Annotated in this window: 25 protein-coding genes; 23 read left to right on the forward strand and 2 right to left on the reverse strand. The window is 53.2% G+C overall.

Annotation, left to right across the window (positions count from 1 at the left end):
- The 6 genes from ACFVTB_RS00975 (at nt 1) to ACFVTB_RS01000 (ending at nt 5597) form a co-directional block, all read left to right on the forward strand.
- Complete coding sequence (locus ACFVTB_RS00975; RefSeq protein WP_387744889.1) at nt 1-1125, forward strand: acyl-CoA dehydrogenase family protein; 1125 nt, start codon at nt 1-3, stop codon at nt 1123-1125.
- A 160-nt stretch (nt 1126-1285) separates the two neighbouring features.
- On the forward strand, nt 1286-1453 hold the full coding sequence (locus ACFVTB_RS00980) for a hypothetical protein (RefSeq protein WP_387743811.1): 168 nt from the start codon (nt 1286-1288) through the stop codon (nt 1451-1453).
- Nucleotides 1422-2312 (forward strand): methylisocitrate lyase, encoded by an 891-nt coding sequence (gene prpB, locus ACFVTB_RS00985; RefSeq protein ID WP_387743814.1) that lies wholly within the window; start codon nt 1422-1424, stop codon nt 2310-2312. The genes ACFVTB_RS00980 and prpB overlap by 32 nt, the downstream gene beginning before the upstream one ends.
- A 1-nt stretch (nt 2313) precedes the next feature.
- Nucleotides 2314-3438 (forward strand): bifunctional 2-methylcitrate synthase/citrate synthase, encoded by a 1125-nt coding sequence (gene prpC, locus ACFVTB_RS00990; protein WP_387743816.1) that lies wholly within the window; start codon nt 2314-2316, stop codon nt 3436-3438.
- A 15-nt stretch (nt 3439-3453) separates the two neighbouring features.
- The gene (locus ACFVTB_RS00995; protein ID WP_387743819.1) at nt 3454-4908 is read left to right on the forward strand and encodes a bifunctional 2-methylcitrate dehydratase/aconitate hydratase; all 1455 of its coding nucleotides are present in this window, start codon (nt 3454-3456) and stop codon (nt 4906-4908) included.
- Between the two features lie 161 nt (nt 4909-5069).
- Entirely contained in the window at nt 5070-5597 is a 528-nt protein-coding gene (locus ACFVTB_RS01000) for an NUDIX domain-containing protein (protein WP_387743821.1), read from the forward strand.
- A gap of 57 nt (nt 5598-5654) precedes the next feature.
- Here ACFVTB_RS01000 and ACFVTB_RS01005 read toward each other — a convergent pair whose 3' ends face one another.
- Nucleotides 5655-6152, reverse strand: coding sequence for a LysM peptidoglycan-binding domain-containing protein (locus ACFVTB_RS01005; RefSeq protein WP_387743824.1), 498 nt, complete (start codon nt 6150-6152; stop codon nt 5655-5657).
- A 274-nt stretch (nt 6153-6426) separates the two neighbouring features.
- Here ACFVTB_RS01005 and ACFVTB_RS01010 point away from each other — a divergent pair, with 274 nt between their 5' ends.
- From ACFVTB_RS01010 to ACFVTB_RS01090, 17 genes are all read left to right on the forward strand, one after another.
- The gene (locus ACFVTB_RS01010) at nt 6427-7209 is read left to right on the forward strand and encodes a squalene/phytoene synthase family protein (RefSeq protein ID WP_387744891.1); all 783 of its coding nucleotides are present in this window, start codon (nt 6427-6429) and stop codon (nt 7207-7209) included.
- An 80-nt stretch (nt 7210-7289) separates the two neighbouring features.
- Nucleotides 7290-8108: an SPL family radical SAM protein gene (locus ACFVTB_RS01015; RefSeq protein ID WP_387743828.1), complete on the forward strand. Its 819-nt coding sequence runs from the start codon at nt 7290-7292 to the stop codon at nt 8106-8108.
- 118 nt (nt 8109-8226) lie between these two features.
- Complete coding sequence (locus ACFVTB_RS01020; RefSeq protein ID WP_387743831.1) at nt 8227-9783, forward strand: ABC-F family ATP-binding cassette domain-containing protein; 1557 nt, start codon at nt 8227-8229, stop codon at nt 9781-9783.
- A gap of 250 nt (nt 9784-10033) precedes the next feature.
- Nucleotides 10034-11317 carry an Nramp family divalent metal transporter gene (locus ACFVTB_RS01025; RefSeq protein ID WP_387743834.1) on the forward strand — a complete coding sequence of 428 codons (1284 nt, stop codon included), beginning with the start codon at nt 10034-10036 and terminating at the stop codon, nt 11315-11317.
- Between the two features lie 125 nt (nt 11318-11442).
- Nucleotides 11443-12612, forward strand: a complete 1170-nt coding sequence (locus ACFVTB_RS01030; RefSeq protein ID WP_387743837.1) for a MalY/PatB family protein — start codon at nt 11443-11445, stop codon at nt 12610-12612.
- 131 nt (nt 12613-12743) lie between these two features.
- Nucleotides 12744-12947, forward strand: coding sequence for a spore coat associated protein CotJA (locus ACFVTB_RS01035; RefSeq protein WP_387743840.1), 204 nt, complete (start codon nt 12744-12746; stop codon nt 12945-12947).
- A 12-nt stretch (nt 12948-12959) separates the two neighbouring features.
- Entirely contained in the window at nt 12960-13223 is a 264-nt protein-coding gene (locus ACFVTB_RS01040) for a spore coat protein CotJB (protein ID WP_387743843.1), read from the forward strand.
- Between the two features lie 60 nt (nt 13224-13283).
- Nucleotides 13284-13853 carry a manganese catalase family protein gene (locus ACFVTB_RS01045; protein ID WP_387743845.1) on the forward strand — a complete coding sequence of 190 codons (570 nt, stop codon included), beginning with the start codon at nt 13284-13286 and terminating at the stop codon, nt 13851-13853.
- 522 nt (nt 13854-14375) lie between these two features.
- Nucleotides 14376-15095 (forward strand): YebC/PmpR family DNA-binding transcriptional regulator, encoded by a 720-nt coding sequence (locus ACFVTB_RS01050; RefSeq protein WP_387743847.1) that lies wholly within the window; start codon nt 14376-14378, stop codon nt 15093-15095.
- A gap of 72 nt (nt 15096-15167) precedes the next feature.
- Nucleotides 15168-15605: a ribonuclease domain-containing protein gene (locus tag ACFVTB_RS01055; protein WP_387743849.1), complete on the forward strand. Its 438-nt coding sequence runs from the start codon at nt 15168-15170 to the stop codon at nt 15603-15605.
- A gap of 11 nt (nt 15606-15616) precedes the next feature.
- A complete protein-coding gene (locus tag ACFVTB_RS01060) occupies nt 15617-15895 on the forward strand; it encodes a barstar family protein (protein WP_387743852.1) in 279 nt (92 codons plus the stop codon).
- Between the two features lie 28 nt (nt 15896-15923).
- Nucleotides 15924-16130, forward strand: a complete 207-nt coding sequence (locus tag ACFVTB_RS01065) for a helix-hairpin-helix domain-containing protein (protein WP_387743855.1) — start codon at nt 15924-15926, stop codon at nt 16128-16130.
- A gap of 222 nt (nt 16131-16352) precedes the next feature.
- The gene (locus ACFVTB_RS01070) at nt 16353-16613 is read left to right on the forward strand and encodes a metal-sensitive transcriptional regulator (RefSeq protein ID WP_387743858.1); all 261 of its coding nucleotides are present in this window, start codon (nt 16353-16355) and stop codon (nt 16611-16613) included.
- Nucleotides 16614-16846: 233 nt separating this feature from the next.
- Complete coding sequence (locus tag ACFVTB_RS01075; protein WP_387743860.1) at nt 16847-17320, forward strand: GNAT family N-acetyltransferase; 474 nt, start codon at nt 16847-16849, stop codon at nt 17318-17320.
- Nucleotides 17321-17451: 131 nt separating this feature from the next.
- Nucleotides 17452-18231: a DUF2087 domain-containing protein gene (locus ACFVTB_RS01080; RefSeq protein ID WP_387743863.1), complete on the forward strand. Its 780-nt coding sequence runs from the start codon at nt 17452-17454 to the stop codon at nt 18229-18231.
- Nucleotides 18232-18248: 17 nt separating this feature from the next.
- Nucleotides 18249-18608, forward strand: coding sequence for a DUF2087 domain-containing protein (locus ACFVTB_RS01085; RefSeq protein ID WP_387743865.1), 360 nt, complete (start codon nt 18249-18251; stop codon nt 18606-18608).
- A 171-nt stretch (nt 18609-18779) separates the two neighbouring features.
- A complete protein-coding gene (locus tag ACFVTB_RS01090) occupies nt 18780-21224 on the forward strand; it encodes a DUF7507 domain-containing protein (RefSeq protein ID WP_387743867.1) in 2445 nt (814 codons plus the stop codon).
- 43 nt (nt 21225-21267) lie between these two features.
- On the opposite strand, the gene ACFVTB_RS01095 is transcribed toward ACFVTB_RS01090, so the two are convergent.
- Complete coding sequence (locus ACFVTB_RS01095; protein WP_387743870.1) at nt 21268-22221, reverse strand: helix-turn-helix transcriptional regulator; 954 nt, start codon at nt 22219-22221, stop codon at nt 21268-21270.
- Between the last annotated feature and the right edge of the window lie 44 nt (nt 22222-22265).

Here is a 22265-nt window from a genome sequence, read left to right on the forward strand (position 1 = left end):
CTGCAATTTACCGAGGAGCAAAAGAGGTGGCGACGATCCGTTCAGCAATTCGCCAGTGACGCTGTCGCTCCGGCCGTCGAGTTAATGGAGCGGGAGGAACGTTTTCCGAGCGAGCTAATTCGGCAAATGTCCGAGCTCGGATGGATGGGAATTCCGATTCCACGTATATACGGCGGTATGGGTTCTGATTTTATCTCATACATTATCGCCATCCACGAATTGTCGAAGGTGAGCGCTGCGGTCGGCGTCATTTTGTCGGTCCATACGTCTGTGGCGACGCTGCCGATTTTGCAGTTCGGCAGCGAGGATCAGCTACAGCGCTATGTAACCGCTCTTGCGCAAGGGACGAAGCTTGGTGCTTTCGCGCTTACGGAGCCTCAAGCAGGCTCTGACGCATCCTCGATTCGTACGACGGCCACGCGGGCCGGTGTAGATTATGTGCTGAACGGTTCGAAGCTGTTTATTACAAACGCTGGGGCTGCCGATTTGTACGTCGTATTTGCAGTTACGGACCCTACAGTAAAAGAGAAAGCAAGAGGTATCACCGCCTTTATTGTAGAACGTGACGCTCCCGGCTTGTCGATCGGACCGAGCGAGCGGAAGATGGGGCTGCACGGCTCTCTCACCTGCGAGCTCGTCTTTGACGGGCTCACTGTTCCTGTCGCGCAGCGGCTGGGGCAAGAAGGGGAAGGCTTTGCCATCGCGATGCAAACGCTGGACGGGGGCCGGATCGGGATCGCCGCGCAAGCGCTCGGGATCGCTGAAGCAGCCTTGAGACTGATCGAAGAGCGCTGCCGGCCCTCGGGCCGCGGAAGATTGACGCCTGAAGCAGCTGAGCAGGCCGAGCTGACCGCCGCATTCGAAGCCGCCCGTTTGCTCGTTTACCGTGCCGCTTATATGCGCGGGGAAGGAATTCCTTGCACGAAGGAATCGTCTATGGCCAAGCTTGCCGCTTCTGACACGGCCGTCAGACTGGCCGGCGCGGCGGTACGGCTGTACGGCACGGAGGGCTGTCTGCCCGGTTCACCTGCTGAGCGCCTGTTCCGGGATGCGAAGGTGACGCAAATCTATGAAGGAACGAATGAAATCCACCGTATCGTCATTAGCGGGAAGCTGCTGCAATAGTCATCGCGCTCCTCTCTCAGCACGCGTAATGGCGGCGAAGGCGCCGTACGTCAGAACGCAGCATGATGGAGGCGGTAGCAGCGCTGGCGAAGGATTGGACCACTCGAACGTACGGCCGTCTCAATTGCCATCGAATACCTGAAGGAAGGCGGATGATGCCATGTCGAACTTTTCCCCCGGACAGCAACTTAGAGAAGCGGTAGAGGCGGAGCGCCCGCTTCAAATAGCCGGAGCGATTAACGCTTATGCGACACTGCTCGCTGCCATCGAATACCTGAAGGAAGGCGGATATTGCCATGTCGAATTTTTCTCCCGGACAGCGGCTTAGAGAAGCGGTAGAAGCGGAGCGCCCGCTTCAAGTAGCTGGAGCGATTAACGCTTATGCGGCGCTGCTCGCTGAGCGAGTAGGCTTTCGGGCGCTTTATTTATCTGGGGCGGGCGTAGCGAATGCTTCCTTCGGCCTGCCCGATCTTGGCATTACGACGCTTGGCGACGTAGCGGATGACACGAGGCGAATAACTGCCGCCACGGAGCTTCCGCTGCTGGTCGACGCCGATACGGGATTCGGAGGCGCATTCCAAATTGCCCGCACGGTTCGTGAAATAGAACGGGCTGGCGCGGCGGGACTGCATATCGAGGACCAGGTGCAGGTGAAGCGATGCGGCCATCGGCCGAACAAAGCGATCGTCTCCTCGGCGGAGATGGTCGACCGGGTAAAAGCGGCCGCGGACGCCAGACGGGATCGTTCATTTGTCCTGATGGCACGGACGGACGCGATTGCGGTCGAGGGCGTCGACGCGGCGATTGAAAGAGCGCTCGCTTGCGTGGAAGCCGGCGCGGATATGGTCTTCGCCGAGGCTGTCTCGCAGTTGGCCGATTATACCTGCTTCGCGCAAGCGGTTGGCGTTCCTGTGCTAGCAAACGTAACCGAATTCGGCAAAACGCCGCTCTTTACGGCAAAGGAGCTTGGCGAGGCGGGGGTTCGGCTCGCGTTGTATCCGCTGTCTGCATTTCGGGCGATGAACGCAGCAGCCGTTCGCGTCTACACGGCAATTCGCAGCTACGGGACGCAGCAAAGCGAGCTTAGCTCGATGCAAACGCGCGAGGAGCTTTACGATTATTTGGACTATTACGCTTATGAAAGAAAGCTGGATCGGATGTTTGGTGATGGAAAGGGGGATGGGTAGCGTGAACAGCTTCAAAACCGGCGGTTTGGCTGACGTCGTGGCCGGCCAAACCGCAATATCGACCGTCGGAAAGGAAGGCAAGGGACTGACTTATCGCGGCTATTCGATTGACGATTTGGCTGCGGAGAGCACGTTCGAGGAAACCGCCTATTTGCTGCTATACGGCAAGCTGCCGGATGATGCCGAAATGATTGGCTATAAGCGGCTTCTGCGAGCATCTCGAGGTTTGCCTGCAGATGTCCTCGCTATTTTAGAGCGGCTGCCGGCAAGCGCACATCCGATGGACGTGCTGCGAACCGGCATATCCGCCTTGGCCTCCTTCGATCCGGAAGCGTTGGATAGCGCTGAGGAGGCGAGAAGGCTTGCCAGCCGGCTCCTGGCAAGCACGGGTTCGATGCTGCTCTATTGGCATCACTTCGTCCATGGGGGGCGAAGAATCGACCCGGAATCGCCGGACTGCGACGGGATCGCCGCTCATTTCCTGCATTTGCTGCAGGGCAGGCAAGCGGAGGAACTTCATGCACGAGCGCTGGACGTTTCTCTTATTTTATACGCTGAGCATGAATTCAACGCTTCGACATTCGCAGCCAGAGTAACGACGTCCACACTGTCCGATTTTTATTCGGCCATTACGACTGGGATCGGCACGCTGCGAGGACCTCTGCACGGCGGTGCCAACGAGGCGGCGATGGAGCTAATCGACCGGTATGCTAACCCAGATGAAGCAGAAGAGGGCATAAAACAGCTTTTGGCGGAAAAACGGCTTGTTATGGGCTTTGGGCACCGTGTCTATAAAGTGTCTGATCCGCGCTCCGACATTATTAAAAGCTGGTCGAGCAGGCTGGCGGAACATCACCGGGACACCCGGCTTTACCCTGTGTCAGAAACGATTGAGCGGCTGATGCGGGAGGAGAAGGGGCTGTTTCCAAACTTGGATTTTTACAGCGCTTCTGCTTATCGGCTGATGGGTATTCCGACGCCGTTGTTCACCCCGCTGTTCGTCATTTCCAGAATCAGCGGTTGGGCCGCTCATATCATTGAGCAGCGAAGCCGTAACCGCATCATCAGGCCGACGGCCGACTATGTTGGGCCGGAGCCTCTCGAATGGCCCCGTAACGCAAAATAAGGAGGGAGGCGTCCGATGGTTGCTGGAAATGGCAGTGGCAAAATCGAAGAAAAGCTTGCCTACGATTCGCTGATTCAAGAAATCGCCGAATATGCGGCTAATACCGTCATTGAAAGCGACGAGGCGTACGAAACAGCGCGTTATGTGCTAATGGACGCGCTTGGCTGCGGTATGCTGGCGCTTCGTTATCCGGAATGCACCAAGCTGCTTGGGCCGGTCGTACCCGGTACTATTGTGCCGAATGGCGCCCGGGTGCCGGGCACTTCCTTTCAGACCGACCCGGTGACGGCAGCCTTCAACCTCGGCGCGATGATCCGTTGGCTAGACTATAACGATACGTGGCTGGCTGCCGAGTGGGGTCATCCTTCCGACAACCTCGGCGGGATTCTGTCCGTCGCGGATTATGCGAGCCGTTCACGCCTCGCTTCAGGAAAACCGCCGCTGCTCATGCGCGACGTGCTGACTGCCGCGATTAAAGCGCATGAGATCCAAGGGGTGCTGGCGCTCGAGAACAGCTTCAACCGGGTCGGACTCGATCATGTGATCCTTGTCAAAATCGCTACGGCTGCAGTCGCGACCTCATTGCTCGGAGGGGGGAAAGAAGAGATTGAGCGAGCGCTCTCGCATGCGTGGATCGACGGCCATCCGCTTCGGACGTACCGACACGCGCCAAATACCGGTTCACGCAAATCATGGGCGGCAGGCGACGCGACGAGCAGAGCCGTTCGACTCGCCCTGCTTGCGTTGAAGGGGGAGATGGGCTACCCCGCGGCGTTAACCGCTCCCGGATGGGGGTTTAACGACGTCTTGTTCGGCGGACGTCCGCCCGTCGCCGTCCGCCCGTTTGGCAGCTATGTGATGGAAAATATATTATTCAAGCTCTCTTTTCCGGCCGAATTTCACGGCCAGACAGCAGTTGAATGCGCGATTCACTTACATCCGGCTGTTCAAGGGAGACTTCAGCAAATCGAACGCATCTTGCTGACGACGCAGCAGTCGGCCGTCCGCATCATCGACAAAGCCGGACCGCTGCGCAACCCGGCCGATCGCGATCATTGCCTGCAATATATGGTGGCGATTGGACTCCTTCACGGTCAGTTGACAGCCGATCATTACGAGGATGAAGCGGCAAGCGATCTGCGCATCGATGAGCTGAGAAACAAAATGACAGTGAAGGAAGATCCGCAATATACGCTTGATTATTTGGACGAGACGAAGCGATCAATCGCAAATGCAGTGTCAATTGAATTTGGCGACGGAAGCAAGCCGCTGCGAGCGGAGATCGCCTATCCGATTGGTCACCGGAGGAGACGTGAAGAGGGCCAGCCGGTGTTGCTGCGCAAATTCGAAACCAATCTGCGCAGCCGCTTTCCATCCGTCCAGACCGAAGCGATTACGGCGCTGTGCATGGACGCGGAACGTTTAGAGAGGACGGCGGTCAACGAGTTTATCGACCTTTGGACGATCTGACGGCGAATTGGGCTGAAAAAACGATGGCGCATTCGACCTGAACGAGCTATGATGGCACTACAGCTTGCCTGCGGAAGGCGGGCTACTATCGCAGCTTAGCAGCAGCCAAAGGACGGATGAACATAATGACAGTCAACTTTTGCGTCGTATGCGGACACCCCATGGAAACAAGGATTATAGACGGCACGGCGCGCAGAGCTTGTACGGCGGCTAACTGCAGCCATGTGCATTGGGGCGATTACAGCGTCGGAGTGGGCGCGCTCGTCCGAAGAGACGACCGGATTTTGCTCGTTCGCCGGGCTATTCAGCCAGGAAAAGGGTATTGGACAAATCCTGGCGGCTATATCGAGCAGCATGAGCCGATCGACAAGTCCATTGAGCGTGAGGTGCTGGAAGAGGCTGGCATTCGCGCGAAGGCGGGAAACATCCTTGCGCTGCGCGATCAGCCGAGAGATATCCATAATGTATATATTGCATTTGAGATGGAGTATGTAGAAGGCGAACCTACGCCTGACGGCGTCGAAGCCGACCTCGCCGGCTTTTTCTCACTGGAAGAGATGGCGGAGATGAACGTTGCTCCATTTACGAAGTGGCTTATCGGCGTTGCCTTAGGGCATAATAGCGCCGGACTTGAAACGGATCCCGAACCGGCGACGCCGGATAACGCCTCCGTGTTTTTCCGAGCGTGACCGTTCCATTGACAAAAAAGCGGCGCAGGACAAATTCCTGCGCCGCTTTTTTATAACTTAGAAAGGTTTAGGAGTAACTTGCCCTTGCCCTTGCACAAACGGCGAAGCTTGATTAGACAACGGGTTGATGTTGGCGTTTGCGTTCGGGTTCATCTGCGTGTTCAAAACGGCATTCGCATTGGCGCCTGCTTCATCCTCATTATGTTCGATATACGTTTTATGGCAGTACAGATGCGAAATGCGCGGAATGTAGACGGAAGCTCCGTGCTGGAGAGGCATATGTTTGCTGTAGCCGGGATTTGCTTCCTCGAGAATAGGAGAAGGGATATTGTACTTGTGGGAAATATCGTGCAGCGACTCTCCGGGCTGCGCCTGATGGTGCGCGAAGTATTGATCGTCCCGGAATTCCCGCGTCCCGTCTTCACGGAAAAACGGGAAGAAGAACGGAGAGAAGAAAAAGAACGGGAACAGGAAGCGTCTAGGGAAGAAAGGATGCGGAAAAGGCCTGAACGGAGGACGGAAACCTCCGCCAAATTGATTAAAACCACGGTTCATTGAAAATACCTCCATGTCGTCATTTGTCTATATAAAGTATGGCAGGAGCCTAAAATGGTTACAGCCGCCTATGAAAATAGGCTTATTCGGCCCGAACTGGACCTAGGCATCTGTTTATTTGTGAAATCTATCCATATTTAGAGGCGGAAATAGGAAAAATGGCCTTAACGAACAGATAATTTGGGTACACTCTTTATCGTATGGTATAGTTAAAGAAACGAAGTTGCTTTTACTGGAGGGAATAGTCATTAATACCGTTGTCCTGAATGATGCCATGACGATGCTGCAGCAAACGAGCCGTACATTCTACATTCCGATCAGCCGCCTGACGACAAAGCTAAAGGAAGCGGTTACTTCCGCTTATTTATGCATGCGGGCTATTGATGAAATCGAAGATCACGAGCAATTGCCGGATGAACAGAAAGTCGAGCTGCTTTACGGATTGCACGACGCTATGCTTGCGCCGAATATGCCGGAAGCGACTAAGCAGCTTTTGGAGCCTTATCGGGAGGTTCTGCCCGCTGTTTCTATGCAGCTTCCTGAGTGGGCGCTGCTGTGCCCGAAATCAATTGCCGATACCGTCTATCGCTATACGGCCAAGATGTCGAAAGAAATGGCCGAGTGGGTCGAAGCGAAGTGGCAGATCCGCACCGAGGACGATCTTGACCGATATACGTACAGCGTAGCGGGGATGGTCGGCGAGCTGTTGTCCGAGCTGTGGCTTTGGTATGACGGGACGAAAACCGACCGTGCGAAAGCGATCGCTTTCGGACGCGGCCTGCAGGCGGTTAACATTTTGCGTAATCAAAAAGAAGACAGCGAGCGCGGCGTTAACTTTTTCCCGGAAGGCTGGGGCCATAAAGATATGCTTCGCTATACTCGCCGCAACTTGAAAGTAGCGGATGAATATATCGCCGATCTGAAGGAAGGGCCAGCCTTGTCGTTCTGCAAAATTCCGCTGCAGCTGGCTCATGCCACAACGAATCTGATCGCAGCCGGAGGCAATAAGCTGACGCGCGACGCGGTGCTCAAAATCGTCAACAAAATCGGCGGATAGCCGGGCTGATTATTCATTTGGACAAGCCGGTCCTTCGCGGACCGGCTTGTCCTGTATTGCAAGGATGGGAGGAGACGGACTTGCAGCCAACCTATGAGGATAAAATTCCGAAATCGCTGCTGAACAAAGGAACGGGGAGCCTTGTCGCTTACACGCATACGCTCAATCCTTATGCCGGCTGCGTGTACGGTTGCTCTTACTGCTATGTTCGGCAAATGCCGGTTTCCTTGTTTCGCGGCATGCCTTGGGGCAGCTGGGTGGATATCAAGCGGGAGGCTGCCGAACTGCTCCGCAAAGAACTGCTGAAGGCGAGACGCAAAGGAAAAGTGACAATCTTCATGTCCTCCAGCACCGATCCTTATCAGCCGATTGAATATAAAGAGGGCGTGACGCGTTCTTTGTTGGAAGCGATGCTGGATGAGCCACCCGATTTCCTGCTTGTCCAAACTCGCAGTCCGCTCGTAACGCGGGACATCGATCTACTGCAAGCGATGGGAGATCGCGTTCGCGTTAGTATGACGGTCGAAACCGATCTGGAATCGATTCGCAAGCGCTTCTCGCCGAGCGCCCCGCCGATACCGGCTCGCATTCGGGCGCTGGCGGCGCTGAAAGAAGCAGGCGTTCCGGCACAGGCGACGATTGCTCCTCTCCTCCCAAGCAGTGAGGCGTTCCCGGCCATACTAGCCTCAGTTGCGGACCGCATCTGCATTGACGATTATTTTATGGGTGACGGCGCGGGCGGCCGAAGAACGGCGAAGCTCGGCATTGCCGACATTTATAAGGAGCTCGGCATGGAGGAGTGGTACGGAAGAGACGCTTACCGCTTCCTATTGGAGCGAATGAAAACCATTTTCCGAGAAGAGCAGATCCGGATCGGCCAGGCAGGCTTCGCTCCTTAACGAAACCTATGCCTCAAGCCGCCGAAAACGGCTATTTTTTTTCGGGAAACATTGAGTTGACCCCCTTCAGCGTATATAATGAAACGAGAAAAAATAGCGAAAAGAAAAGGTGTCATTGATGAGCGTATTAAACGTAGAGAGATTAAGCCATGGCTTCGGCGACCGCGCCATTTTCAACGACGTATCGTTCCGCCTTCTGAAAGGGGAGCATATCGGATTGATCGGCGCCAACGGCGAAGGAAAGTCCACTTTCATGAACATCATTACGGGCAAGCTGCAGCCGGACGACGGTAAGGTCGAATGGTCGAAGCGTGTTCGGGTCGGTTACTTGGACCAGCATGCAGTGTTAAACAAAGGAATGACGATCCGCGATGTGCTTCGCGGCGCTTTCCAATACCTGTTCGACATGGAGCAGGAAATGAACGATATGTACGGCAGAATGGGCGAAGTATCGCCTGAAGAGCTTGAGCAATTACTGGAGGATGTCGGCACGATTCAGGACACGCTTACGAACCAGGACTTTTATATGATCGATGCTAAAATCGAAGAGACGGCTCGCGGCCTCGGCATTACCGATATCGGCCTCGACAAGGACGTTCACGATTTGAGCGGCGGCCAGCGCACGAAAATTTTGCTGGCAAAGCTGCTGCTTGAGAAGCCTGACATTTTGCTGTTGGACGAGCCGACCAACTATTTGGATGAAACGCATATCGAATGGCTGAAGCGCTATTTGCAGGAATACGAAAACGCCTTTATTCTTATTTCCCATGATATTCCTTTCCTGAACAGCGTCATTAACCTGATCTATCATATGGAAAATCAACAATTGAACCGTTACGTCGGCGACTACGATCATTTCCAGCAAGTTCACGAAATGAAAAAGCAGCAGTTGGAATCGGCCTTCAAGCGCCAACAGCAGGAAATCTCCGATTTGAAAGACTTTGTGCAGCGCAACAAGGCGAGCGTAGCGACGCGCAACATGGCGATGTCCCGCCAGAAGAAGCTCGACAAAATGGACATTATCGAGCTGGCCAAGGAAAAGCCGAAGCCGCAATTCAACTTCAAAGAAGGGCGGACGTCGGGCAAGCTGATTTTCGAGGCGACCGACCTCGTTATCGGCTACGACAGCCCGCTGTCGAGACCGCTTAATTTGCGCATGGAGCGTGGACAGAAGATCGCGCTCGTCGGCGCGAACGGCATTGGTAAAACGACGCTCCTCCGCAGCATTCTGGGCGAAATTCCGGCCGTATCCGGTACGGTGCAGCTCGGAGACCTGCTGAATATCGGCTACTTCGAGCAGGAGTCGAAGGATGCCAACTACAATACGTGCATCGAGGAAATCTGGAATGAGTTTCCTTCGTACACGCAGTTCGAGGTACGTGCGGCGCTGGCTAAGTGCGGCTTGACGACGAAGCATATCGAAAGCAAAATTACCGTCCTGAGCGGCGGCGAGAAGGCGAAGGTTCGACTGTGCAAGCTGCTCAACAACGAAACGAACCTGCTTGTGCTTGACGAGCCGACCAACCACTTGGACGTCGACGCGAAAGACGAGCTGAAACGCGCTCTTAAAGCGTATAAAGGCAGCATTCTGCTCATTTCCCACGAACCGGAGTTTTATCGCGACGTCGTGACGGAAACGTGGAACTGCGAAACATGGACAACGAAAGTATTTTAATGAACGGCAGCGAAGCCGCATAAAAAACCTTTTCCGAGCCGGAATGAACGCCGCAAGTGTTCGATCTGGCCTGGAGAAGGTTTTTTCTATAAACAATATGTTCGGATAGAGGGAAATTGGGCGGGAAGAAGCGAGGGACGGCTTCCCATGAAAATACGGTTTACAATTTGCGAGGAGAGGCATATAATGAGTTAAAAGTTGCACTAGGTAAACAAATATGGCTGTGGGAAAATGAAAGAAGGAATCGATTATGACAACCGGACAACAATCGGCCGCCGTTGCAAGAGATGGAGCTATCTCCGTTCAGCATGCGTTTCGCAAAGAGGCGCGCGGCATTAAACGGCTTCTGCCTTTTCTAGGTCCCGCTTTTATCGCCGCCGTCGCCTATCTCGATCCAGGCAATTTCGCGACGAATATTACTGCCGGATCGCAGTACGGATATATGCTGCTGTGGGTCATCGCCGCATCCAACCTAATGGCGGTACTCATTCAAAGTCTATCGGCAAAGCTGGGCATTGCGACCGGCAAAAATTTGCCGGAAGTCGCCCGCGATCATCTGCCTTTCGTAGCATCCGTTTTTTTATGGATTCAAAGCGAGTTAGTGATTATTGCGACCGATCTTGCCGAATTTATTGGCGCAGCGCTCGGTTTGCACTTGTTGTTTCATATTCCAATGCTGCCCGCCGCGATTATTACAGTTATTGCTTCATTCGCCATTCTAGAATTGCAGCGAAGAGGAGTAAGGACATTCGAATCGGTCATAGCCGGCATGGTGCTGCTCGTCGCATTAGCGTTTGGCTTTCAAGTTTTTCTCGCGAAGCCGGATCTCGGCGCCGTAGCTGCCGGCATCGTAACGCCAGTGTTCCAAGGCGTCGACAGCGTTCTGCTGGCGGCGGGCATTCTTGGAGCAACGGTCATGCCGCATGCCATCTACTTGCACTCCTCGTTGACGCAAAACCGGATCGTAGGACGCAACGATACAGAGAAGAAGAAGATATTCAAATGGGAATTGGTTGATATTGTGATCGCGATGATTATAGCCGGCGCCGTTAATATGGCAATGGTCATCATCGCAGCAGCTTTATTTCATAAAAGAGGGCTGGTCGTGGACGACTTGGCCGTCGCCTACACGCAATTCGGCGAGCTTGTCGGTCCAATTGCAGCCGTTTCATTTGGACTTGGTTTGCTGATAGCGGGTATTTCCAGCTCCTCCGTAGGAACGCTGGCTGGAGACGTCGTCATGCAGGGCTTCATTCGGAGACGAATCAACCTGTACCTGCGCCGCGCCATTACCATTATTCCGCCGCTTGCCATCATTATTGCGGGCGTCGATCCGACAAGAGCGCTTGTCGTCAGCCAGGTCATACTTTCATTCGGGATCGCTTTCGCGCTTGTGCCGCTGCTCGTTTTCACTGGCAAAAAATCGGTCATGGGCGCGCTCGTTAATCGTCCCGTTACGCAGGCGCTCGGATGGCTGATCGCTGCTATCGTTATTTTGCTAAACGGATTTCTGATCTATACGATGCTGTTCTAAAAATAAGGCTTCGGGTTGCATGCCGCCCGAAGCCTTATTTTTCATACCGGTGGCTGTTCCCCAAAACGTCTGCCTATGCTAAAGTTAAGGGATGTATAGGACATAATTTGATGAGGTGAACGGCCATGACTTACAACTTTGATGAAATCATCGACCGCAGAAATACGAATTCGTTCAAATGGGACGGCAACGAGCAGCTGTACGGAGATGCCGATCTTTTGCCGCTATGGGTAGCGGATATGGACTTTAAAAGCCCGCCGGCGGTTATCGAGGCGCTAACTAAGCGAGCTCTGTTAGGCAACTACGGCTATACGCTTCGTCCAGAAAGCTATGAGCAATCGATTATCGGCTGGTTTGGCAGACGGCATGACTGGCAGATCGATCCGAAAACGATGCTGGATATGCCCGGCGTTGTGACGACACTCAGCTTGTCCATTGCCGAACTGACACAGCCCGGTGACGGTGTCATTATACAGTCGCCTATATATCCGCCTTTTTATACCGTCGTTACGGACAATGACCGCAAACTGTTCGACGTGCCGCTCACTATCCAAAATGAACGTTATGAGATGGACTACGAAGGGCTTGAGGCGGCCATGAAGAACGGCGCCAAAATGATTCTGCTTTGCAGTCCGCATAACCCGGTAGGCCGCGTATGGGAAAGAGAAGAGCTATTGAAGCTGGCTGACCTTTGCGTGAAATACGGTGTTATCGTCATATCAGACGAAATTCATTGCGATATTGTCTTGGCAGGTCATAAGCATATCCCGTTTACGACGCTCTCTGAGGAGGCGGCGAAACTGACAGTTACGGCAATGGCTCCTTCCAAAACGTTTAATATACCAGGCCTGCAAGCCTCATTCGTCGTCATCCCGAACGAAAACCTGCGAAAAAAATTCGATGCGAAGCGCCAAGTGCTCAGCTTGAATAACTTGAATTACTTCCACGTCGATGCGGTCAACGCCGTATACAACGAAGGCGAGGAATGGCTGGACGAGCTGCTGACTTACGTCGAAGGAAATATCGATTTCGCTATCGATTATTTGCGGGAGCATTTGCCGCAGGCGAAAACGATACGGCCAGACGGCACTTATTTGCTGTGGGTCGATTGTCGCGCCTTTGCTCCAACCAAAGCGAGCGTCAACGAGCTTATGCTTCGCAAGGCGCGCGTCGCGTTCAGCGAAGGATCGGCGTTCAGCCCAGCCGCTGAAGGCTTTCTCCGTATGAATTTGGGCTGTCCGCGCCAGACCCTCGAAGAAGCGCTGCGCAAATTTTGCGACGCCGCCCGCGCATGAACAGAATAGCATAGCGGCACCTGAACCCGGTTGAAACCGGGTTCTTTTTTTTGCTCAGCGCCGGAAGGAATGTCTGACAAACCGTTCAGCATACGATCTAACAATGAGCAGCCCGAAAGGGGATAGTGTCCATGAATCAAGTCAGAAGTTATCACCCGTTTATCGGCCCGTTTGATCCGTGTCCTCCGATTCGAACCAAATACTACAGTACCCCGCCGCACTTGTTCATCACGTTTCAGCCGCCCAATCTGCCCCAGTTCAGCGCCTTTGAGGCTTTGAAATACGGGACGCTTTGGCCAGCTCTCTACAGCCCGTACGACAAAATGAAGACGTAAGGATGTGATGACGTGCATGAAGCCTTAGATGAAGCTTATTACCAGCAGCTTCACGAGCTGCAAGCTATCGATTTCGTCCTGGTCGAGCTTACTCTTTATTTGGATACTCATCCAACGGATTCGCAAGCGATTCAACAGTTCAACGCTTATGCTCATAAAAGAAAAGAGCTCGCTCATCGCTATGAGTCGCAATACGGTCCGCTTATGCAATTCGGACACAGCTACTCAGGCGACCCGTGGAATTGGAATGAAGTACCGTGGCCGTGGCAGGTATGACATGAATTGACCGAAAAAGAGAGGGAACGGCAATAAGGAGGGAAAAGGAGCGGTTCGATTATGTGGATTTACGAGAAAAAGCTGCAATACCCGGTTCGGGTCGGAAAATGCGACCCGCTAATGGCGAAATTTTTGCTGGAGCAATACGGCGGCGCCGACGGAGAACTGGCAGCGGCTCTACGCTATTTAAACCAGCGGTACAGCATTCCGGATCGCGTGATCGGTCTACTTACGGACATCGGAACGGAAGAGTTCGCCCACTTAGAGATGATCGCTACGATGGTATACAAACTGACCAAGGACGCGACGCCGGAGCAAATGCGCGCCGTCGGCCTTGGCGATACTTATGTCTCGCACGACAATGCGCTGTTTTATCAGAACGCGTCAGGAGTGCCGTGGACTGCGGCCTATATTCAGGCCAAAGGCGATCCGATCGCGGATCTTTACGAGGATATCGCGGCGGAGGAGAAGGCGCGGGCGACTTATCAATGGCTGATCAATATGACCGACGACGTCGATCTGCAGGACGGCCTGAAGTTTTTGCGCGAGCGTGAAATCGTGCATTCGCTTCGTTTCCGCGAAGCGGTGGAAATTATTAAGGAAGATCAGGCGCAGAAGAAAGTGTTCTAAATAAGCAGATACCAAGAGACGTAAAGAGCGTTGGCCGCATATGCGATCAAAGCGCGCTTTACGTCTTTTTTATCGTTAAGTTACCTCCAGATGTACCAAATCATCGGTCCATCTGACGGTAATTGCGACGGTGTCCTACAATCCGTTCTAAGGATGCGAGGCCGGAGCAAATGCGTGCTGTAGGCTTTGGCGATAGGGCGATCTGATTCCAAGCTGGAGTGAACATTACGATGAGCCTCGCATTTTCTGGGATGAAAATGATCACGCGTGGTATGTACAGTTTAAGGATAGGAGATCATCGCAATGCAAGTCAGTTAGCATTGAGAGGGACATGGCTGTGGGTTATTCCGGAGATTGTGAAGCCAATCGCAGACTTATTGAAAAGTAAAGCAAATGACTTTTCCGTCATGCGGCTCGTAATCGGACTGGCTGGCGCTTGTTCAAATACAGCGAAAAAGTTATAATAGACGAGGCATGTAATGAACGAATAAGCAGATTCATAAAGGAAAGAGAGCGAAAATCATGGGTCGTAAATGGAACAATATTAAAGAAAAGAAGGCGTCCAAGGACGCCAATACTAGCCGTATCTACGCGAGATTCGGCCGTGAAATTTATGTCGCCGCGAAGCAGGGCGAGCCTGACCCGGTCTCCAACAGCGCGCTGAAATTCGTGCTGGAGCGGGCGAAAACGTATAACGTTCCGAAAGCGATTATCGATCGCGCGATCGAGAAAGCGAAAGGCGGCGTGGATGAAAATTACGTCGAGCTTCGTTATGAGGGCTTTGGCCCGAACGGCGCAATGGTTATTGTCGATGCGTTGACGAACAATGTGAATCGTACCGCATCGGAAGTGCGCGCCGCATTTACGAAAAACGGCGGCAGCCTAGGCGTGAGCGGTTCCGTCGCTTACATGTTCGATTCGACTGCGGTCATCGGCCTTGAAGGCAAAACGGCCGACGAGGTATTCGAAGTTTTGGTTGAGGGCGGCGCGGATGTACGCGACGTGTTGGAAGAGGACGAAGCGGTAATCGTATACTCCGACGTCGATCAGTTCAGTGCGGTGCAGGAAGCGCTGAAGGGCGCGGGCGTAACGGAGTTTACCGTTGCTGAGATTACGATGATTGCGCAAAACGAACTGCAATTGTCGCCTGACGTGCAGCCTCAATTCGAGAAAATGCTCGACGTGCTGGAAGATTTGGAGGATGTTCAGCAGGTCTATCATAATGTCGATTTGGGTGAATAAAACGAAATGCCGATACGGAACCATCGCCGTTAGCTGCGATGGTTCTTTTTCTACAGACGGGAAAGGGGAACTATGCAAATCATAAAATGGACGCGTACGTTGTTTGGAATCGTTCTGGCCTTGCTGCTGCTGGCCGGATGCGGGGCGAACCTGCTCGATTCTTCGAACTCGCAGCCCGCAGATGCTTTAACCGGCTTTGAGGAAGTGGCCGGCTATGTGAAAGCGAACGGTAAGCTGCCGGATAATTTCTTAACCAAGAAGGAAGCGCGCGAGCTCGGCTGGGATGCCAAGGAAGGCAATCTCAATACTGTTGCCCCAGGTAAAAGCATCGGCGGAGACGTTTTCTACAATCGAGAGGGCAAGCTGCCCGCCGCGAAAGGCCGAACATGGTACGAGGCAGACATTCATTATGTATCAGGCCATCGCGGCAAGGATCGGCTGCTCTATTCAAACGACGGATTAATTTATAAGACGGAAGACCACTATAAAACATTTACGCAAATAGAATGAAGGAGGAAACAATGGAACGTCTAGTACTGGACGGACGGAGCTTGGACAGCATGGACCAAGTGCACCGCATGTTAAAAGAAGAGCTCAAGCTGCCCGACTATTACGGCGCCAATCTCGATGCGCTTTGGGATTGCCTCACTGGTTTTGTCAGCCTGCCATTGACGATTCAGTGGATACATATAGAGGATAGCGAGAGAAGGCTGGGCGACGATGGACGCGCGCTGGTGAAACTGTTCGAAGAAGCGCAAGAAGAGCTGGACGGCTTTCGGTTTGAGACGGAGCTTTCGTAAGGCATCATACGAAAGGCGGTGAAATGCGATGACTAAGCATAGCGATACAGCCGAATGGCCAAAAGGACTTAGCAAGCCTGCCCTGCGCGCGCTCGCTTCCGCCGGTTACACCCGATTGCAAGAGCTGGACGGCGTCAGCGCAAAGGAACTGCTCCAGTTGCACGGCATGGGGCAAAAAGGAATTTCCACGCTTCGCGAATCACTTGCTGCGAGCGGACTAGCGTTGTCGGAGTAAGAGTAATAAGGATATACGAAAGCAACAACGGCGGCCGGTCTTAACCGGTCGCCGTTGTCCGTATTATTGACGGAAGAGACAATCTGTTTTATATTGAGTATACCTGTATGGGTATGTTAAGCGTGGATTACCTACATTTTATATACAATTGTGTGCGTCAGTGTACAGCGCTGTTCTATGCGAATTCGATTAAAGCCATCTTGTCGAGGAGGAGGAAGCGAAATGCAATACGACGATAACGTAAAAAGAAGATTGAAGCGTGTGGAAGGCCAAATTCGCGGTGTGCTGAAAATGATGGAAGAGGAGCAGCCGTGCAAGGATGTCGTTAGCCAGCTGTCGGCGGTCAGAAGCGCGGCGGATAAAGCAATGGCCTATATTGTAGCTGTTAATTTGGAGCAATGTATCTTGGAAGAGAGAGAGGCCGGACGCGATACGAGCAAGGTTGTGCAGCAAGCAGTCGACTTGCTTGTAAAAAGCCGTTAATCAACAGGCGCCTGCGTCCGGAGAGCTTTTGCTTTGTACGTTCGTTGTCGTTCGTCAACCGCAGCCGCTGCTGGCAGCGGTTTTTTTGTTTTCCCGCTTGTAGCCAAACAGCTGTTGGGTTACGATAAGGGCGAATGGGAAAGGGAGCAGGCATACCTGCTTAATTTTACGGTAATCCTACGCGGGTTCCTTGGAAGAGCGGAAAAGCAGTAAGTACTGGGAGGCGTTGCCGAGTGGATGTTGAGCTTGCGTTAGCGGCTGCGGAAGATGCGGAGAGTCTGTACGACATACAGACGAGAGCGTTCCGGCCCTTGTACGAGAAGTACAAGGATACCCAGACCAATCCGGCAAACGAGTCATTGGGCCGGATGCGGGAGAGAATAGCGAATCCGCACGGCGTTTTCTATAAAATCATGGCCGAAGGCTGCCTGGCAGGCGGTATTTGCGTGCTCTGGAGTGAAGAGCGGAAACGGTGCCGGATAAGCCCGATGTTCATCGATCCGGCCTTTCAGGGCCAGGGAATCGGGCAGCTGGCGATTGCACTCGCCTTTGATCAGTTTCCTCAAGCCATCGTTTGGGAGCTGTCCACAATAAAGGAAGAGAAACGAAATTGCCATCTGTACGAGAAGATGGGCTTCCAATGCACCGGCATGCAGCGTCAGATGAACAAACGGGCGACACTCGTCGCCTATGAGAAAAAAATATAACGTCAATGGCCTCCGATTACGATCGGCGGTCTTTTTTTGCCTAAAAACCAAACAAGAAGCAAAAACGTTTGCCAAATAACAAACATTCGTATATATTGTTTACTATAATAACTAACGGATGACGGAGGTGTTTGGTTTTGGAGTTAAACGAAAGGTTTTGGTCGGCCAGCCTGAGCGATTTGAAAAACGGCTATGAGTACGATGAGGCAACTGGCTCCTACATCTGTCTCGTCTGCGGCGAAACGTTCGAGACAGGCGTCGTTTACCGCGTTCCCGGAATGGATGATCGCATGTACGAGGCCAGCAAGTTCGCTTCTTATCACATTCAATCGGTACACGGGTCCATGCTTGCTTATTTGCTTGGTCTGGAGAAGAAGTCGACGGGATTGACCGATTTGCAAAAAGAGCTGATCGCCAGCTTTGCCGCCGGTCTGTCGGACGCTGAAATTGTCAAGCGCTCCGGCTCCGGCAGCGCATCGACGGTTCGGAATCACCGTTTTGTACTGAAAGAAAAGGCAAGACAAGCGAAGCTGCTGCTGGCCATTGTCGACCTGATGGAGAGCGGGGTTTCAGGAGATGCCCGATTTATGCCGGTCCACCGTACGGCGACGCAGGTTGACGAGAGGTATGCGCTGACGGAAGAGGAGAACGCCAAGCTGCTGCGGCAATATTTTCCGAACGGGCCGGAAGGGCCGCTTGCAGCTTTTCCGCGCAAAGAGAAGCGAAAAATTGCTGTTCTCAGGCAGATCGCGGCTACTTTCGAGACAGGCGCGACGTATTCGGAGAATGAAGTGAACGAGCGGTTGAAGCGTTATTGGGAACAGGACTATGTTACATTGAGACGTTACTTGATCGAGTATGGGTTTATGGATCGGACTGAGGATTGCGCCAGCTATTGGTTAAAGAGTTGATGGAAGGAGGCATGGAAATGAACGAACATGATGGCAGTCCGGCCGGAGCTGCGCAGAAGCTGCCGCGTTTGGCCGAGCGATACCCGATTACCGAAGAAGATCAAGCGAAGTGGACCCGTATCTATCTGCCGGACGGCCCGGATGGCTCCTTGTCGCAATTTCCCCGAAAGGATAAACGTAAAGCGTTTGTTTTGCGGCATATCGCCGCTTCGTTTGAACCGAATCGGACGTATACGGAGAAGGAAGTGAATGAGCTTTTGAAGCGCTACTGGGCGCCTGATTTTGTTGCCATTCGCCGTTATTTGGTCGATTGGGGCTTTCTAACCCGTACGGATGATTGCCAGATTTATCGTCTAAACGACTCTCATGATCGATAAGAGAAAGAGATAGCAACCGAGTCCGAGAGAACGTGCGGAATCGGTTGCTTTTGTATGTCATCAAAGGGGCGATGGAAAGCAAGCTGATTGGCCTCATAAAGCAAGCGCTGCCCGATATACTTATAAAGATTGAGTGCGAGCGAATGCGAATTAGGTTAAGGAGGGAGAGCTTTGCCATTTATCCTTCGCTATACAGGCAATGACACGGGAGCAATTACGTTTACGGGAAATACACTCGGACTGAGCCGGGACGATCAGGTAGGTATCCCAGGCACGCGTGACATTATCGGCGCATTTGTGACGACCGATACGTCGATGCAGTTCGGCAGCTATCCGCCAGGAACGACCTCCGATTTTCAAATGGACAGCGCTGCCGCTATTCTCAGGCTACCTGCCAGGAGCAAAGTGCTGTACGCGGAGCTTGTATGGGCAGGAACTTATCGGGTATCGAACGGCACAAATAATTACTTTGCTTTCATTAACAAACCTGTGACGATGCAAACGCCTCGGGGAGATGTTGTGACGATTGAGCCCGATCCGGCGACCGCGCAAGAATCGTACCGCAACGCAACGTACAATTATTTTCGTTCCGCGAACGTGACCTCTCAGGTGCAAGCGGCTGGGGCGGGGGAATACATCGTCGGCGGAGTTGTTGGCAATATCGACTTCGGCAACAGCACGGCCAATAATTGCGGGTGGACGCTTTGCGTCGTGTACGAAGATACGAAGATGGCTTTCCGCAATTTAAGCCTTCGGATCGGCATCGTCGAAATTGCCTTTGGCAGCGACCCGTCCGTCTCAACGGAGCTGACGGGCTTCGCGACTCCAGTCAGCGGACCGCTTCACGGACGCATGGCAATTTGCGCACAAGACGGCGACGCGAATAAAACGGGCGACCAGGTCGCGTTCGGACCGGATGAGGCCAATCTTAGCGTGCTTTCCGGACCGAACAATTTCGTTGACAATTTCTTCGCGTCGCAAATTAACGGAGATAACGGCGAGTTGGACACTTCCGGGACGTTTGGCGATCGCAATCAAATAAACGGCAGTCCAGGCAGCAATATCGTTGGCGGCAGGCAGAGCTGGGATATTACGAACGTAGACATTTCGCCTACGCTTGCGAACAATCAGACGTCCGCTGTCTTGCAGTTAAGAACGGTCAATGACGGCTATTCGGTCATCGCGGTTGGTATCTATATCGACATCAACTCGCCGCGCATAACTGTCTTGAAGAGCGTGAATGCCGAAGCCGGCGCTGTCGGTCAAGTGCTGACCTATACTGTAGTCATATCGAACTCCGGTACGGTACCTGCAAACACGACGCTGCTGCTTGATTCGCTGCCTAACGATACTGAATTTGTTCAAGACAGCGTCCTTATTAACGGCGTGCCGTCGCCTGGCTCGAATCCTACGACAGGGATTGCTCTTGGTTCAATTGATCCCGGCGAGTCGATTGTCATTTCGTATGGGGCGAGGGTAGTCAACGCGCCTGCCGATGGCGTTATCGTCAATAATGCACTCGTCGAATTCGAGTACGAAAGCGTCCCCGGCGGTCCCATTCTTACTGGAGACATCCCGTCCAACGACGTTGTGACGCCCGTTCCGCAGCCTCTTTACCAATTGGCGATCTCCAAAACGGCGGATCGGACGACTGCATCTCCGGGGGAGACCATTTTTTATACCATTACTGTCGTTAATTTGTCTGAAGCCGTCCTAACACAAGTTCAAGTCATTGACGAGCAGCTCAGCTTATTTGAGACCATTTCGGAGCTTGCTCCAGGAGAGTCTGCAACTTTCCGGGTAGCCTTCGTAGTACCGTCCGGGACGTTTGCCGGTACGGAACTGACGAATATCGCAAGCGCCTCGGCCACCGAAACGGAGAGAGTGTCGGATACAGCCGTAGTCGTTGTTGCCGCCATTCCGAGACTCGCGGTTCGCAAGACGGTTGATCGTACAACCGCTGCGCCGGGAGATACGGTCCAATTCCAAATCACGGTTGCCAATACGGGAAATACAACTTTGACAGACATTCAAGTAACCGATCCGTTTTTCGGTTTTGTTCGCCTCATCGACAGGTTGCAGCCTTCGGAATTTCAGACCATTCCATTGCCGTATTTAATCCCATTCGACACGCTTAATGGTACGGTGATCGGCAACGTCGCGACCGCGGTTTCGGTTGAAACTCCGCCGCAGCAAGCCGAGACGGTCGTTACGATCATTGGCAACCCGATTTTATCGCTTGTTAAATCGGCTCCGGGCCAAGTAGCGGTAGACAGCTTCTTGACCTATACGCTGCTGGTACACAATCGAGGGACGATTCCCGTCTTTGACGTCTTGTTGAGCGATATTTTGCCTGCCGGAACACGATTCGAGCCGAATAGCGTCCGAATCCGTCAAACGAACGTTCCTGGAGCGGACGCCAGACTTATCGTTATCGGCACGATCCAGCCGGGGGAAAATGTTCGCGTATCGTTTGCCGCTAAACAGCTTAATATGCCGGTGAACGAGCGTGTAGCCAATCAGGCGACGGCTCAATTCCGAACGGTGCCGGGCGGGCCTGTCTATACGGTCAAATCAAATGTGAATACGGTTGAAGTGACCGAAGAAGAAGAATAGTAGATTAGGCATGGAGGGGTTCAGCTATCTTAAGTGAAAGTGTTCAGCTATCGCTGTAGAGAGCTTCTATTTCGCGAATCTCCGCTTTCATCCGATCCACCAGCGCCTGCGGGGCGAGAGCCCGAACCGCTGTACCAAAGCTTAACAGCAGCTGGCAGGCCGATTCCTCTGTGTCAAAAACGACCTCCGCTTCGATCATGCCTCTCCGCGGCTCGCCGGTGCGTTGAATGTTCACGTACCGGCGCCGCGCGAAAGCTTCCAACGCTTCTTCGCGAATCGCCACAGTGGAAGCGTAGCGCGGAAGCCGCTCCATAAACTGCTTCGTCGATTGCTCCCAATATTGCGCCAGATTAAACAATTCTGGGTAATCGAAAGGGTTGGGCAGCATTTCCGCACCATTCAGTCGGGAAATCCGATAGCTTTTGACTTCATTCTCCGCTTCAGCTGCCAAATACCATATGCTTTGCTTGGCAACCAACCCGAGTGGACGGACAACGCGTTCAGTTTCCGTACCGTCCCGTGTGTATCGGATTGCCAATTCTCGCTGCTCCCACAACGCTTCCTGAATAGCAGGCAAGAAGGGGAAGCTCTCCTCCGAGCGCCGCCAGCCGGCGCCGTCTACATGAATTTTGTTGCGCACTCGCGTCGCATGCTCTCGAATGACTTCGGGAGAGGCGGCCAGCAGTTTCTCGAAAGCGTCCTCGAAAGGCTTGCGCATGCCTAAGTCTTGCATGACGCGGCTTGGCGCGCCGAACAGCAAGGCGAGCATTTCCTCTGTTTTCATCCCAGTCAGATCGGTCCGGTATCGTTCCGACAGCGCCCAGCCGCCGTAAGCTCCCCGCTCCGCAAAAACGGGAACGCCAGCGGCGCTTAACGCATCCATGTCGCGATTGATCGTTCGTTTAGACACTTCGAGCCGCTCGGCAAGCTCACGCGTCGTCAATTTTCCGTGGTTTTGCAGCAAAAGCAAAATAGCGAGCAAACGATCGCTTTTCATCCTGTATCTATCCTTCCTTTATGTATGACAAGTTTATATTTCAT

The organism is Paenibacillus sp. NPDC058071, assembly GCF_042885235.1.
In the GTDB taxonomy this organism is placed as follows: domain Bacteria; phylum Bacillota; class Bacilli; order Paenibacillales; family Paenibacillaceae; genus Pristimantibacillus.